This is a genomic window from Flavobacterium daejeonense DSM 17708 (assembly GCF_000425425.1).
Classification (GTDB): domain Bacteria; phylum Bacteroidota; class Bacteroidia; order Flavobacteriales; family Flavobacteriaceae; genus Flavobacterium; species Flavobacterium daejeonense.
On the sequence record NZ_AUDK01000010.1, the window covers coordinates 55144 to 70091 of the forward strand.

A 14948-nucleotide genomic window follows, 5' to 3' on the forward strand; every position below is an offset into this window, starting at 1 on the left:
CAATTAAGGCTTGCCAATTTTTACCATTCGTTCGGCAACATCAAGAATTTCCTTGACTGAAAAATTCTCGATTTTCGAAGTTCCCTGTTTTAATTCTCTTTTTCTCAAAGGATCTTTATGAATTTCTTCGAGAGCTACTTTAATATAATGAATGTATTCCCCTTTATCTTCTGAAGGCTCTTTCTTTAATTGTTCAGAGAAACCAACTATTGATTTTGCTAAAACCATTTTATAAGCATAATCTTCAATGATGTTTTTTTGTTTTACATATTGGTTTGCACAGAAGATGGCTGCAATTATAGGTAAAGGAATTAATGCAATACGCCCAATTATTAAATGAAGATCATTCGTAGCATCAATTGTTATCCAAACACCTAGAGCTATTGCAATTAATACAAAAAAGCCAGCTCCAATAATCCATGATGCCGAAAAATACCATTTTTTTGCATCAGTAAGTTGTGTTTGAAAAGAAGCACTAATACCTTCTGCTGTTTTGTAGTTTAATGCCGTTTTAGCGCTTTCAATTAATTTTTGAGCGTCATCCAGAATTTTAGTGCGTTCACTTTCATAACTGATTATTTTTTCTTTAATTTCATCAGTCATTTGCTGTAATTCACCTAAACGATTGTCTCTTTCCTGAACTTTTTGTGCAAATGAATTTATTACTTTTTCATTACTTTTAACTTCATTGTAACTTTCTACAATGCTTTCAAGATTTTCATCGGCATCTGCTTTTACTTTTAATAAAGCAGTATTTATAGTTTTTAATTGTTCAGAATTAGTAGTGATTTCATTTTTAACTTCTTCTACTTCTTCAATTTTTTCTTCTAGTTCTTCAAATTTCTTCGAAATTTCATCTAATTTTTCACTCACAGATGTATTTGAATTATCAGCCTTTTCTTTTATCTCCTCAATGTATTTTAAAGATTCCTCAAATTCATTGCATTGTTCTAAAAGTTTTTTGTTGGCTTCTTGAAATAATTCCCATCGCTGTGAATTTCCTTTCACATTAAAGTTTCTAAGGAAAACTTTTAATTCATCTATAAAATTACACAGTTGCGCGGGGTTCTCAATATGAACCAAAATTTTATTTAAATAATTTTTTATCTGATTTCTTTCATTGTATGTGGAAATCGTAATAAAAATATTGTGTGATTTAACTAAATATGAAACATCAGTAATTATAGAATCAAGTCCTAAATAAATTCCTTTACCAGTATATTCTTGTTCAGAGCCATATTTTGAATTGTAAAACTGGGTTTTATTAATTTCTCCTAATCGTTGTTTCAATTGATTATTAAGATTCTTGATTTCCGTAATTGTTTGTGTTTCCATAAGTCTAAATTTTAATTAAACTCCTCCTTAAACGCTTTTTGCAACAAAGACTGAAACAATTCCTCACTTTTTGCCAAAGCTTCCTGGGCTTGTTTTTTTTGGAGTTCTATTAATAGAACTCGTTCAGCGAATTGGTTTTGGAGGTCAACAGGAGGTAGTATAGTCTCTTTTGCTAGTAATTTAGCTTTTGAAATGTTGGGCATTGAACCAGAAGTTCCAGAAGCTAAAGATTGAATTTCAGCACTAAATTTATTGTTATTAAGAAGGTAGTATAAAAATAAAGGATTTGACTTTTCTTTTATATAAACTAACCGAAATACAGTATCAGGTAATAATAATCTAGGTTCAGTCTCGTAGACAAATGCTGTTGTCCCAACCATATGATATGTGTTTTTTCTAGTAAATAATAAATCTCCTTTTTTAACTTCGCAATCTAGCTTTGAAATTGGAACTTCAAATTCACATTTTTTGTTCTCTTTTGAGTTATAAATACTATAAGAAACAGCACCAAGTTTCAATACAGCCCATTCTTTATCACTAGTTCTAGGTTTATTTTCACATACTGGACTCCAGCCACTTTCTATTTTAGATAGAATTTTTGAAAAAGTAGTAATTTTCCACCCCTTCTCATTCTTAACAGGATCTCCAAACATCTCCAAAAATAAGCTTTGTGTTAAGGTATCGTATTTCTCGATCAGTTGATTGTTGTATTGGCACAGTTCATCGGCTTTGTCTAAGATGGCTGCTATTTTTTGTTGGGTTGGGAGTGGAGGGAGTGGGATCATTAAATCTTCAATATATCCTTTCGAAATATGTTTTAAACCTGCTCCCTTAAAACCATTTTCAAGTAGATGCATATTTCCGCTTAGATAATAATATACAAATTTTGTAAAAGTTTCTTTTTTGTTTTTAGCTTGGGTAACAAAACAGTCTGTAGATACTGCAAATTTTTCATCACAATGGTGAATACTAGCTAAACCACCAGTTCCAAAAATTAAACTTTCATCTTTAAATAAAAAATCATTTAACGTTTTTGATAATGTATCGCTTGAAGTGTAAAAAGGATATTTTCCTTCTCCAAATTTAAAACCATCACCAGCCTTAATTTTAGATTTTTTTTCAAAAGAAAATAGTTCTTTAAATTTTACTTTCTGCATTAATTCTATATTTTGTATATTCATTTAATTATTAATTCACTTGCTACTAAAGAACAGGAAGTTAGAGTGTCCCGATTTTAATCGGTACGGTCGATTCTAGCTTCGAATCCTTCTGCAATTGCAAAGGTCATTGTTTTGAATCCAGTCGAGGTCACTCACTAATAAATGAGGGTTTGAGGTTCAAACCCCTCCGCAGTCACTTTTAAGAGCGCAGGATTCATAACCCTGAGGTTATTGTTTTGCATTGAATCCCTTTCTCTCTGCAATTGCAGTTTTACTGGCTGTGAGGAATCCGGTTTTCTCCACTATAATTTACTTTTATCCGGGGTGGAGAATCCCTCTTTCTCCGTATTACTATCCCAACATTTTTTCTAAATCTAACATGGCTTCCATCCGTTTTTGATCTATGGCTTTAATATCGGCAATCAACGTTTGTGGTTTTTCATAAATCACTTCATCATAGATAATTTCTTTGTATCGGTTGATGCTGAGGTCGTAGTCATTGGCTACAATATCGGCTTTAGATATCAGGAAAGATTTTTGGGTGCGGTCTGAAAAATCCACCCCGCCCTTCGGGCACCCCTCCAGAGGAGGGGAAGTAAGGGTTTGCCAATCCAACAAAATATTTGGGATGTCGCATTTGCCTTTAAACTCTTCCAATACACTTTCAGGCTTGGTAAAACATTGTTCAAAAACTTCTTCTGAAATTTGGGCATTGCGTTTGTCGTCCAAGCTAAAGCCGTCGGCCTGCATGTCATAAAACCAAACCTTGTCTGTAGCACTGGAGTTGGTTTTGGTAAACAACAAAATAGCAGTGCTTACTCCGGCATAAGGTTTAAACACGCCACTTGGTAAGGATATAACACCCTGTAATTGTTGGTTTTCAACCAATTCTTTTCGGATGTTCTTGTGTGCTCCTGAGCTTCCAAATAATACGCCATCCGGAACAATCACCGCTGCTCTTCCGCCTAATTTTAACATGCGTAATATCAAAGACAAAAATAATAATTCGGTCTTTTTGGTTTTCGTAATTTGCAGTAAACTGCTTTCTACTTCATCATAATCCAACGCTCCTTTGAACGGTGGATTGGCTAATACCAATGAATATTTTCCGTTAATGGTGTTACTTTCCGCTAATGCAGAACCACCTACTAATTGCGGAGATTCGATGCCGTGCAATTGCAGGTTCATAGACGCAATACGCATCATGGAAGGATCAATTTCCAGTCCGTTAAACATATTTGTATTATAATGCTCACGGAAGTTTTTGTCTAAAAATAACTTATCGTGTTTGTCGTGAAAGTATTGCCCGGCCGCTACCAGGAAACCGGCTGTCCCTAATGATGGGTCACAAATGGTATCGTCTGCCTTGGGTTGGGTTAGTTCTACCATCATGCGAATGATATGACGAGGGGTACGGAACTGGCCGTTTGTACCGGCTTCCGCAATTTTGCCGAGCATGTATTCGTATAAATCGCCTTTGGTATCGCGATTGTTCAACGGTAGTTTGTCAATTTGTTGCACTACTTTGTCCAACAACTTAGGCGTGTCAATCATAAAGGTAGCTCCCTTGATGTATTCGGTAAACTTACCGCCATCAGCTCCCAAGGTTTTCATGAAATCGAAAGCCGTTAAATCTTTCAAATGACGTTGTGGTTTTCTGAATAAATCAAACATGACTTCAGGATCTTTGTCTTTGAAGTAACTCCAACGCAATTCTTTTTGATTTTCGGCATAAATCATTTTCTTGGTGGTTCCTCCAAGCAAGGCAATTTCTTTCTCGATCAGAATTTGCTTGTCGTCCAATTGTTTCAGGAAAATAAGATAGGTAAACTGTTCGATTACAGTTAGTGGGTTGGAAATTCCTCCTGTCCAAAAGTCGTTCCATATACGGTCAATTTGAGATTTTAATTCGCCTGTTATCATGGGGTGTATTATATTATAATTTTATTAACTCTAGTTTTCGCCTCTAATGTACGATTATCAATGTATTCTTCAACTTCAACTTCAATTGGTTTATCGTTAATAAGCGAATGATTTGCTACTAAATGGGGAGGGATGAAAATATTATCTCCTCCTTCATTAGGTTTAAAAAAAGCAAAGCCTTTTTGGGTATTTAGATTAATTACAATACCACCTATTACGGTATCAGCATCTGTAATATTATTAGCTGTATCTGGCTCAACTATTGTCCAATTTTGTGATATAGGATTTGAATCTACATACATTTTGAACCAAACCACTACATCAAACAATTGAAATAATACACTCTTAAAAAGAAAAGATGTTTTTACTGATTTCACAAATATGTCAATTTCAGATCGGTGTGAACCGGCTTGTGTAACTGACAAGATACTTCGTAAGTAAAAAGCAATTTGCTTTGGTAAATGAGTTTCTTCTAAATGTTGATATCCTTTTTCTGTAAAAAATGTACCGTCAGGACTCTTACCAGCTAAAAATTTACTAGCTTCATTTAAGGAAACACTTGGCATAACGAACTCACTAGGTAGCAAGTTGAATTTGGCAAATGCCATAAAGAGATCTTCAGTAATTTTTCTTATCGTATTAAAATGATTGTCAATATTAGTTTCATCAGTTACTTTTAAGAGATTTAAAATATCTTGTCCTGACATTTCACCTATATACTTTTCATTGCAAACATCAAAAACGCGCTTGTACGAATGACGAAGCTGAGTATCTTCCTGATTAGCAGCTGCATTTTTTATGTCTACAAACAAACATTCAATATCTACATCACTCCCTTTTTTGTACACCTTTTTAAAGGCTTTGTTAAAAGTACTATCCTCATAAGCTTCTGCTTGACCTGTAAGAACAAAAATTTCGAACTTTTTCTTCAATTGCAATAATTGTTCTTTCGCTCTGTGGACGTTATCGGTATCTTCTGAACCTTTTATGTCTTCTTCATTTTCAAAGAACTTGGCATCTAATAATACCCCATCGTAGAACGGATAGTTTTGTTCTAACTCATTCATTCCGGCATTCAATGATTTGAAAGGAATTAACTGTATTCCGTTTCTTTTTGCGCGACCTTTAGTACCTGTGAGAGTTTCATGCTCATCATCTATCCATAAAATATTGTATACGATATCTTCCATACTTAATTAATCAATTTGATTGGAAATTGAAATTTAAATTCTACCGGATAGAGTGGATCATCATTTAAAGTTAATACCCAATCCGGATTATCAAAATAAGAGGATATTCTGTGTATATCATAGCCTCCTAAACCACTACCAGCGCTTTTATCTGCTGTGGAGTATTTAGCAATAAACTTTTCCCTGTCAAAATTTTTAGGAAAAGGCTTTCCGTTGTTTTTAATTTCAACAACAAGAAAATCATCTACTTCGGTTAGCTCAATAACCATTTCATTTCCCACTTCTTTTTTTCCAAAAGCATACTTATTTGCATTTGTTAAAAGATTATCGAGTAAAGTTTTCAATAGCGTTTTGTTTGCTAAGATTCCTCTCTCTTTTGTGTTTTCACTCTTCAGAAGTAACTTTTTAATCTTAAAGTTAAATCCATTACTCGATAACTCGTTGATAACACTGTTAATGTCTGAAAGCGAAATAAGTTGCTTTTCATATGCTGATAAAACAAGGCCATTTTCACCTTTTTCTAAAACTTCGGTAATAAAATTAACATCTCGTTTGATTTCTTTTAGAACTGAAACCATGTCCACCTCATAAAATTCAACAAAAGCCTTATTCATCTCTTCAAAGCTAGACTGATTTCTACTTATAAAATCCAACAAATTATCAGACCAATCTAAAATGTTTTGTCTAGGTCTTCCTAGTGTATGTTTCAGGGAAGCAAATTCATTAAAATCTTTAATTGCCTTGCCGTGAACTAGTTCATTTCTTTCTTCTTGAAGAACTTTAATCTTATTTGCTAATTCATAAATACCTTGGATTTTCGCCTTTTGTTCTTCTAATGAGGGTAGTTTAATTACCACCTCTAATAAATCACTTTGGCGAATAAAAGGTATTGTGGAACCTAACCGGTATGAATCTAATTGCTTTTTAACATATTCTGACTGAAGTTCGTTGATTAAATATGTAATATTTACTTGATCAACTTTTGACTCTTTAAGTTTAGCCGAAAATATATCCTGGTTTTTGAAAATTGAATTACCCTTAAATTCAAAAAATGTTGGTTTTAATGTTTTCCAACGTAAAGCTAACAATAGACAAGATTCATCTATTTGATAGATATTATGTCTATTTAAATTTGTCTCTTCAACATTTTCAAAATCCAATAAAAAATCTACATTATCAGCTTTTAAGTCACGAATGCGGATTAACTTACCAACTTCAGGCAAATTACTTCTTTGTCCTTTAAAAGGTTTTATAATATCACCCAGTTTAACCCCTTCATAATTTTCTTGAAAATAGCGTGAAACACTCAAGTTATAATCGTTGTGACGAATTTGATCATTGTCAATAATTCGAATGACATTGTCATCAACTATTTTATCCTGAATAAAAGTAATTAACTTATTATCATCTAATATTTTTTGTCTGGCGTTGAAATTTGATACAAATCTTGTTGCATCAACGAATTTAACTTTACCAGATTGTGCTTTCGACTTGTTAATCACTAGAATTGCTAACGGAATGCCCGTGTTTAATAGCAGGCCTGCAGGTAATGAAATAATAGTATCAATTAAATCATTCTTAATTAGAAACTCTCTTAATCGCTGCTCCCGACCACCTCTAAACAAGAATCCTTGTGGTAGAAGTGCAATCAATTTACCCTCTTGTTTTAAGGACTGCTCCCCTTTTTCTATTAAGAAATGTTCAATGGTTCTATACTGAGGAGCAATATCTTTATAACGATTATCGAGTCGAATACCAAAAGGAGGAGTGGAAATAATCAAATCATACTTTTCAGAACTGTTAGGCCAGTTTAAAATGGAATCTTCACAAAGATATGCTGAATTCACAGGCTTACTGTACGCCATGAGTCTTAACGCTCCTAATGCCCAAGTTTTTTGACTAAGTTCTTGACTAAAGTAGTTTTGAGATTGGCGAAGATTGATAGCGAAGGAAGCTAGTCCTGCAAAAGGATTGTACACTTTTGCATCCAGATTTAAATCAGACAGACCAATCATTAAGCGAGTTAACTCCACAGGTTGAATAAATTCGCCGGCATAACGCCCATGAGTATGAGCAATCCTGTAAATTACATCATCGACTACGCTCGGGAAATGTTCCGCAAGCATTTCTTCTTCAATTTGAAAAAGATGGAAAGAAAGATAATTGAGCGGTTGGCTAAATAGCTTGGATAAAGAATCTGTAAATATGTCTATAATTGACAAGTACGTCTCCTGATTCTCCTTATTTAATTTTGATATTATAACCTGCTTTTTTAGAGCTTCAATATCTAGCCCATTTGTAAAAGATCTTTCATCAATTACACTGTCTTTGTATAATGAAACTAATAAGAGGACAATTTGTACGGAATTATCTAAATTATTTAATTTAGGATTCGTTCTAAACGCATCAAAAATTCCTATGATTTTAAATGATAATACATCTACAGGATTTTTATATACTATTTCCGGCATGAAAATTTGTTTAATTAATTACTATGCAAATATATTTTTAATTTGTGCGCTATATCTGCACTAATAATTATTTTTCATTTTTTCAATTCTACTTCTCATTTTTTCCACAAAAGAAACAGGTTCTAAAACTTGTAAATTTTCACCATAGGATAGTAATAGCGATTCTAATTCATAATTTGGAATTACTTTTATTATTATTCTGTTTATGTTGTCTTCAAACTTATAGGCTTGTGATGGATGTATCGGTTTTGTCTTTATGTAAGGGACTAAAGTTTCAGCGATTTTAATTTTTATGGTTTCTATAGAAGCATCTTGAATGGTTACACCTATAACATCATCAAAATAGTCATTAAAATTAACGATACAGTCTTCATAAAGTTTGTCGGTTTCTTTAATGGAAACTATTCGGTCTAATGCTATGTTGGTTAGGGTTTCAAAGTTGGAAGATTTACCAAATAAAAACCAACGTTTGTTGTATTGCTTCAGATGATAAGGGCTTAACTCATAAGTAATAGAGTTTTCATTTTTAAACGTTTTGTATTCAATTGAAACTACTTTTTTGTAAATGATTGCATTGTAAAGTTCCGAAATAAAGGGTTTACCTTCTAAGTACTCGTTTTCTTCAAAACTCATTACTTTCTCTGAGTTTTTATTTAATTTGAACTCGGCATCTAATCGTGTTTCTAATTCATCAATCCAATCATACTGGGGCATCCCTTTGAATCGACTCAAAGTGAGTAAAGCTTCTTTTAGCTGAATCGCTTCGGTTTCATTTAATGGTTTATTTGATATAGAAAAAAGAGGATTTGCATAACGATAATACACTTTTCTACCATCTTTTATTTTCTCTAATTCAATTGACCATCCTTGTTCACTTTCCATGAATCGGATATCGTCATACAATTGTCTTTTCTTAATACCTTCTTCTTTACCTGTAAACTCGTAAATAGCTTCATTACAAGCAGACACTAAATCCTCAATAGCAAATCTTTTTCCAGGATTTCTAAAACACTTGTCAAGTGTGTTGTAGCGAATTTGTGCGTGCTTATTAGTTGCCATTTAATTACTTATTGAAGTTGAATTTTCTTTTTTATTAATTCAATATTCCTGTAAAACTAAATATTTTGGACGTTAAAACCTATTCATTTATTGAACCAATCAATAAAAAAATGTCAGTTTATTTTTAGAGTATTATTTGTGTAGTTGCATTTACCAACATTAGAAATTTTTCTTTGCTATTGCATATTGCAATATGCAATATCGACAGAATTTATTTGTGTTTTACTATCATAAAGTAAATGATTACGTCTTCTTATGCCAAATCACTCCACTGAAAGACATCTCGTTAATGTATTGCTACTTCCATAAGACATTTGTTCTCAAACCCTGCAACGAGCAGGAATACAGAACAAATTAATTTATTCAATCATGGAAAAACAAAGGAAAAAAGTGTTGCTGACGGCTATAAGTATACTGTCAGCTTTTGGTGTAATGGCACAAGGAAACGGTGCTGCAGGAATTAATGAGGCGACCCAAATGGTAACTTCCTATTTTGATCCTGCCACGCAATTGATTTATGCTATTGGAGCGGTAGTAGGTCTTATTGGTGGAGTAAAGGTGTATAATAAGTTTAGTAGCGGTGATCCTGATACCAGTAAGACCGCAGCGAGTTGGTTTGGAGCTTGTATCTTTTTGATCGTATCAGCGACCATCTTGCGTTCCTTCTTCCTTTAATCTTTTGTCTGATGAATACTTATCACATCAACAAAGGCATTGGAAGAACAGTAGAGTTTAAAGGGCTGAAAGCACAATACCTGTTCTTTTTTGCAGGAGGATTGCTTGGGATTCTCATTTTGGTAATGGTATTGTATATGACAGGAGTTAATTCTTATGTCTGTTTGTTCATCGGTATTGGTGGTGGTTCACTCATTGTATGGCAGACTTTTTCTCTCAATCAAAAGTATGGAGAATATGGCATGATGAAAATAGGCGCACGTAAAAGACATCCACGATACATTATCTGTCGTAAGCCTGTGTATCGCTATTTCAAATTAAAATCCAAAAACTTATGAGAAATAAATCAAAAGCGACTACGCTGGAAAGCAAGTTTCCGTTGTTAGCGGTAGAGAATAATTGTATTATCTCAAAGGATGCTGATATTACTGCTTGTTTTCGGGTGCAGCTTCCAGAGCTTTTTACGGTGGCTTCTGCTGAATATGAAGCCATTCATTCCGCCTGGCATAAGGCGGTTAAGACCTTACCTGATTTTACGGTGATACACAAACAGGATTGGTACATCAAAGAAAATTATGCTCCAGATATGGCTCAGGAAGATTTGAGTTTTTTAGCTAAATCCTACCAGCAACATTTTAACGAACGTCCGTTTCTGAATCACTACTGCTATTTGTTTTTAACAAAAACTACCAAAGAACGAATGCGAATGCAGAGTAATTTCTCCTCGCTATGTAAAGGTGTTCTTATTCCAAAAGAAATTAGGAATAAAGAATCCATCTATCGTTTTATGGAAGCCGTAGCCCAGTTTGAACGAATAGTAAATGATTCTGGTTTTGTAAAATTGGAACGATTAAGTGAGGAGGATATCATTGGAACAAATAATAAACAAGGATTACTGGAACAATACCTGACACTTTCAAGGGAGGAAGGAACTCCTATGCAAGATATTGCTTTGGGAGCTGAGGAAGTTCGTATCGGAAATAAAAGACTCTGCCTGCATACACTGTCGGACACCGATGATTTACCCAGTACAGTTTCAGCAGAAACCCGTTATGAAAAACTGTCCACAGACAGAAGCGATTGTTTGTTATCCTTTGCTGCTCCGGTCGGTTTATTGCTAAGTTGCAACCACATTTATAATCAGTATCTATTTCTGGATAATAGCGAAGAAAACCTGCGTAAGTTTGAGAAATCAGCAAGGAACATGCACTCGTTGGCTCGTTACAGTAGAGCCAATCAGATTAATAAGGAATGGATAGAACGCTATCTGAACGAAGCGCATTCTTTTGGACATTCATCGATTCGGGCGCATTTCAATGTAATGGCTTGGTCTTATAATCCGGTTGAGCTAAAACAGTTAAAGAACGATACTGGGAGTGCTTTGGCACTGATGGAATGCAAACCAAGGCACAATACCACAGATGTAGCTACGCTTTATTGGGCTGCAATGCCGGGTAATGCTGGAGATTTTCCAAGTGAAGAAAGTTTTTACACTTTCATAGAACCTGCTTTGTGTTTTTTTACGGAGGAAACTAACTATCAAAGTTCATCATCTCCTTTCGGAATCAAAATGGTCGACAGGCTTACTGGAAAACCGATTCATTTGGATATTTCTGATTTGCCGATGAAGCATGGGATTATCACGAACAGGAACAAGTTCATACTAGGACCTTCAGGTTCAGGAAAGTCATTTTTCACCAACCACATGGTTCGTCAGTATTATGAGCAAGGAGCGCATGTGTTGCTGGTGGATACTGGTAACTCTTATCAGGGATTGTGCGAACTCATCAAAGGAAAAACCAAAGGAGAAGATGGCGTTTATTTTACTTACACAGAAGATAATCCCATTGCTTTTAATCCTTTTTATACTGATGATGGTGTATTCGATATTGAAAAAAGGGAAAGTATCAAAACTTTGATATTGACTTTGTGGAAAAGGGATGACGAACCACCAACCCGTTCCGAAGAAGTGGCATTGTCCAATGCAGTGAGCGGATACATTGAAAAAATAAAGCAAAATGATGAGTTTCCTTCGTTCAATGGGTTTTATGAATATGTAAAAGAGGATTATAAAAAATTATTGCAGGAAAAGCAGGTACGGGAAAAAGACTTTGACCTTGCCAATTTTCTGAATGTATTAGAACCTTACTACAAAGGAGGAGAATACGATTACTTACTCAATTCCGACAAGCAACTCGACTTACTTTCTAAACGATTTATTGTGTTTGAAATAGATGCTATCAAGGATCATAAAATTCTTTTCCCAATTGTAACCATCATCATCATGGAGGTTTTTATCAATAAGATGCGTCGCCTGAAAGGAGTGCGAAAATTAATCTTGATTGAAGAAGCCTGGAAAGCGATAGCCAAAGAAGGAATGGCAGAATACATCAAATACCTTTTTAAAACAGTTAGAAAGTTTTTTGGAGAAGCCATTGTCGTAACTCAGGAAGTAGATGACATTATTCAATCTCCGATTGTAAAGGAAAGTATCATTAATAATTCTGATTGTAAAATACTACTGGATCAGAGGAAATACATGAACAAATTTGATGAGATTCAAGCCATGCTGGGACTCACCGATAAAGAAAAAGCACAGGTACTTTCCATTAATATGAACAATGACCCGAAACGATTGTATAAAGAAGTTTGGATTGGATTAGGAGGAACACATTCGGCAGTATATGCTACCGAGGTAAGTGTTGAAGAATATCTAGCCTATACCACAGAAGAAACTGAAAAGATGGAAGTGATGCGCCTTGCTGAGGAACTCGGTGGAAATGTAGAACAGGCTATCAAACGGATAGCGCTTCAGAGAAAAGAAAACAATTCGTAATTAATTTAAATTCGGAAAAATGAGAAAAATGATGTCAATGGTGTGTGTAGTAATGCTATTTGCAGTCACACCGAGAGTAAAAGCCCAGTGGGTGGTAACAGATCCTTCTAATTTGGCTCAGGGGATTGTCAATACAGCCAGACAGATTGTACAGACTTCTACCACGGCTACCAATATGATTAACAACTTTAAAGAAGTGCAAAAAGTGTATAATCAAGGGAAGGAATATTATGACAAGCTAAAAGCGGTTAATAATTTGGTAAAAGATGCCCGCAAAGTACAACAGACTGTTTTGCTTGTTGGTGATGTTTCTGAAATCTATGTGAAGAATTTTGGAAAAATGTTGAACGATCCCAATTTCAATCAGCAAGAATTAACGGCTATCGCCAATGGTTATTCCATTTTGCTAAATGAAAGTACCAACCTTCTGAAAGAATTAAAGCAAATTGTGAATGCTTCTACTTTATCGCTGAATGACAAAGAACGAATGGATATTATTGACGGTGTTTATAAGGAGGTTAAAGAGTATCATAATTTGGTTCGCTATTTCACCAATAAAAATATTTCTGTCAGCTATCTGCGAGCTAAGAAAGCCAATAATAGCAAAAGAGTATTGGATCTTTATGGGACAGCTAATCAAAAATACTGGTAATCATGGAATTCAGTAATCTTCACGAAGTATTACGCACGCTCTATGATGAGATGATACCACTATCAGCTGATATGGCGGCTGTGGCTAAAAGTCTTGCAGGATTGGGTGCTTTGTTTTATGTAGCATTAAAAGTTTGGCAAGCACTGAGTAGCGCAGAACCTATAGATGTGTATCCGCTATTGAGGCCTTTTGCTTTGGGACTTTGTATTATGTTTTTTCCCACTATGGTGCTGGGTACGCTCAATGCAGTGCTTAGTCCAGTGGTCATCGGCACGCATAGTATATTAGAAAATCAGGTTTTGGATTTGAATGCACTACAACTACAGAAAGACCAATTGGAAAGAGAAGCCATGCTCCGAAATCCTGAAACCGCTTATTTGGTTTCGGATGAAGAATTTGATAAGAAATTGGATGAACTAGGTTGGTCTCCATCGGATTTGGTCACCATGTCGGGTATGTATGTTGAAAGGGAAATGTTCGGAGTTCAAAAAGCCATTCGGGATAGTTTTCGGGAGTTTTTGGAAATCTTGTTTCAGGCAGCGGCACTGGTCATTGATACGATTCGCACTTTCTTTTTGATTGTCTTGTCCATATTAGGACCAATAGCTTTTGCTATTTCAGTTTGGGATGGTTTTCAGTCCACACTCACACAGTGGCTAACCCGATACATTAGTGTGTATCTCTGGCTGCCTGTTGCCGATCTTTTCAGTGCAATGTTGTCAAAAATTCAATCTTTAATACTACAGAAAGATATAGAAAGTTTGTCTGACCCCAATTTTATTCCTGATTCGTCCAATACGGTGTACATCATCTTTATGATTATAGGCATCATTGGCTACTTCACAATTCCTACGGTGACGGGTTGGATTATACAGGCTGGGGGAGCGGGTAACTTTATGCGAAATGTAAACCATACGACAACCAAAACTGGAAATATTATAGGTGCCGGAACAGGAGCTGTGGCAGGCAATATTGGTGGCAGACTAATGAAATAACAAAATTAATAGCTGAAAAAAATGGAATTTAAAACATTAAGAAATATTGAAAACAGTTTCAGGCAAATCAGGCTTTATGCTATTGTATTTGCCACATTATGTATTGGAGTAACGGGATATAGTGTATGGCAATCGTACCGTTTTGCAGAAGAGCAACGTCAAAAGGTCTATGTTTTGGACAACGGAAAATCGTTAATGTTGGCACTTGCTCAGGATGCGTCTATTAATCGTCCTGTAGAAGCCCGTGAGCATGTTCGGCGTTTTCATGAACTTTTCTTTACACTGGCACCGGATAAAAATGCTATAGAAAACAATATGAAAAGAGCGTTCAATCTGGCGGATAAAAGTGCCTTTGACTATTACAAAGACCTATCTGAAAAAGGATATTACAATCGGATCATATCGGGCAATGTGCAACAACGTCTTGAAATAGACAGTGTGGTTTGCAACTTCGACAACTATCCTTATGCTGTAAAAACTTATGCTAAGCAGTTTATTATTCGCTCCAGTAATGTAACCAAACGGAATCTGATTACTTCCTGTTATCTCGTAAACTCCGTTCGCTCCGACAACAATCCCCAGGGCTTCAACATCGAAAAATTTGCGGTGGTTGAGAACCGGGACTTGGAGGTGATTGAACGTTAAAAAAATG

12 protein-coding genes are annotated in these 14948 nt (G+C 35.0%); 6 read left to right on the plus strand and 6 right to left on the minus strand.

All coding sequences use genetic code 11. The features are described 5' to 3' along the window. Positions 1–3: 3 nt before the first annotated feature. The 6 genes from H599_RS0108545 to H599_RS0108570 all read right to left on the minus strand — a co-directional run bounded on the left by H599_RS0108545 (position 4) and on the right by H599_RS0108570 (position 9138). On the minus strand, positions 4–1335 hold the full coding sequence (locus H599_RS0108545; protein ID WP_026713745.1) for a hypothetical protein: 1332 nt from the start codon (positions 1333–1335) through the stop codon (positions 4–6). Between the two features lie 11 nt (positions 1336–1346). Next, positions 1347–2492 (minus strand): restriction endonuclease subunit S, encoded by a 1146-nt coding sequence (locus H599_RS19400; protein ID WP_162174253.1) that lies wholly within the window; start codon positions 2490–2492, stop codon positions 1347–1349. Between the two features lie 354 nt (positions 2493–2846). Continuing rightward, the gene (locus tag H599_RS0108555) at positions 2847–4418 is read right to left on the minus strand and encodes a type I restriction-modification system subunit M (RefSeq protein WP_026713746.1); all 1572 of its coding nucleotides are present in this window, start codon (positions 4416–4418) and stop codon (positions 2847–2849) included. An 8-nt stretch (positions 4419–4426) separates the two neighbouring features. Then, complete coding sequence (locus tag H599_RS0108560) at positions 4427–5608, minus strand: hypothetical protein (RefSeq protein WP_026713747.1); 1182 nt, start codon at positions 5606–5608, stop codon at positions 4427–4429. A 2-nt stretch (positions 5609–5610) separates the two neighbouring features. Beyond that, complete coding sequence (locus tag H599_RS0108565) at positions 5611–8079, minus strand: N-6 DNA methylase (protein WP_026713748.1); 2469 nt, start codon at positions 8077–8079, stop codon at positions 5611–5613. Between the two features lie 60 nt (positions 8080–8139). After that, positions 8140–9138 (minus strand): helix-turn-helix transcriptional regulator, encoded by a 999-nt coding sequence (locus tag H599_RS0108570; RefSeq protein ID WP_026713749.1) that lies wholly within the window; start codon positions 9136–9138, stop codon positions 8140–8142. Positions 9139–9507: 369 nt separating this feature from the next. Here H599_RS0108570 and H599_RS0108575 point away from each other — a divergent pair, with 369 nt between their 5' ends. Genes H599_RS0108575 through traK form a run of 6 tightly spaced genes read left to right on the plus strand, consistent with a single transcriptional unit; the run spans position 9508 to position 14941 of the window. Beyond that, a complete protein-coding gene (locus H599_RS0108575; protein ID WP_026713750.1) occupies positions 9508–9813 on the plus strand; it encodes a DUF4134 domain-containing protein in 306 nt (101 codons plus the stop codon). Between the two features lie 11 nt (positions 9814–9824). Beyond that, complete coding sequence (locus tag H599_RS0108580; protein ID WP_026713751.1) at positions 9825–10151, plus strand: DUF4133 domain-containing protein; 327 nt, start codon at positions 9825–9827, stop codon at positions 10149–10151. After that, positions 10148–12649, plus strand: coding sequence for a TraG family conjugative transposon ATPase (locus H599_RS0108585; protein WP_026713752.1), 2502 nt, complete (start codon positions 10148–10150; stop codon positions 12647–12649). The genes H599_RS0108580 and H599_RS0108585 overlap by 4 nt, the downstream gene beginning before the upstream one ends. Before the next feature lie 19 nt (positions 12650–12668). Next, the gene (locus tag H599_RS0108590) at positions 12669–13301 is read left to right on the plus strand and encodes a DUF4141 domain-containing protein (protein ID WP_026713753.1); all 633 of its coding nucleotides are present in this window, start codon (positions 12669–12671) and stop codon (positions 13299–13301) included. 2 nt (positions 13302–13303) lie between these two features. Then, positions 13304–14296 (plus strand): conjugative transposon protein TraJ, encoded by a 993-nt coding sequence (traJ, locus tag H599_RS0108595; RefSeq protein WP_026713754.1) that lies wholly within the window; start codon positions 13304–13306, stop codon positions 14294–14296. Between the two features lie 21 nt (positions 14297–14317). Then, a complete protein-coding gene (gene traK / locus H599_RS0108600) occupies positions 14318–14941 on the plus strand; it encodes a conjugative transposon protein TraK (RefSeq protein WP_026713755.1) in 624 nt (207 codons plus the stop codon). Positions 14942–14948 lie beyond the last annotated feature (7 nt).

Bases quoted from the DNA above. Each gene is read 5' to 3' on its own strand.
- H599_RS0108545 (WP_026713745.1), bottom strand. From the start codon at position 1,335: ATGGAAACACAAACAATTACGGAAATCAAGAATCTTAATAATCAATTG.
- H599_RS19400 (WP_162174253.1), bottom strand. From the start codon at position 2,492: ATGCAGAAAGTAAAATTTAAAGAACTATTTTCTTTTGAAAAAAAATCT.
- H599_RS0108555 (WP_026713746.1), bottom strand. From the start codon at position 4,418: ATGATAACAGGCGAATTAAAATCTCAAATTGACCGTATATGGAACGAC.
- H599_RS0108560 (WP_026713747.1), bottom strand. From the start codon at position 5,608: ATGGAAGATATCGTATACAATATTTTATGGATAGATGATGAGCATGAA.
- H599_RS0108565 (WP_026713748.1), bottom strand. From the start codon at position 8,079: ATGCCGGAAATAGTATATAAAAATCCTGTAGATGTATTATCATTTAAA.
- H599_RS0108570 (WP_026713749.1), bottom strand. From the start codon at position 9,138: ATGGCAACTAATAAGCACGCACAAATTCGCTACAACACACTTGACAAG.
- H599_RS0108575 (WP_026713750.1), top strand. From the start codon at position 9,508: ATGGAAAAACAAAGGAAAAAAGTGTTGCTGACGGCTATAAGTATACTG.
- H599_RS0108580 (WP_026713751.1), top strand. From the start codon at position 9,825: ATGAATACTTATCACATCAACAAAGGCATTGGAAGAACAGTAGAGTTT.
- H599_RS0108585 (WP_026713752.1), top strand. From the start codon at position 10,148: ATGAGAAATAAATCAAAAGCGACTACGCTGGAAAGCAAGTTTCCGTTG.
- H599_RS0108590 (WP_026713753.1), top strand. From the start codon at position 12,669: ATGAGAAAAATGATGTCAATGGTGTGTGTAGTAATGCTATTTGCAGTC.
- traJ (WP_026713754.1), top strand. From the start codon at position 13,304: ATGGAATTCAGTAATCTTCACGAAGTATTACGCACGCTCTATGATGAG.
- traK (WP_026713755.1), top strand. From the start codon at position 14,318: ATGGAATTTAAAACATTAAGAAATATTGAAAACAGTTTCAGGCAAATC.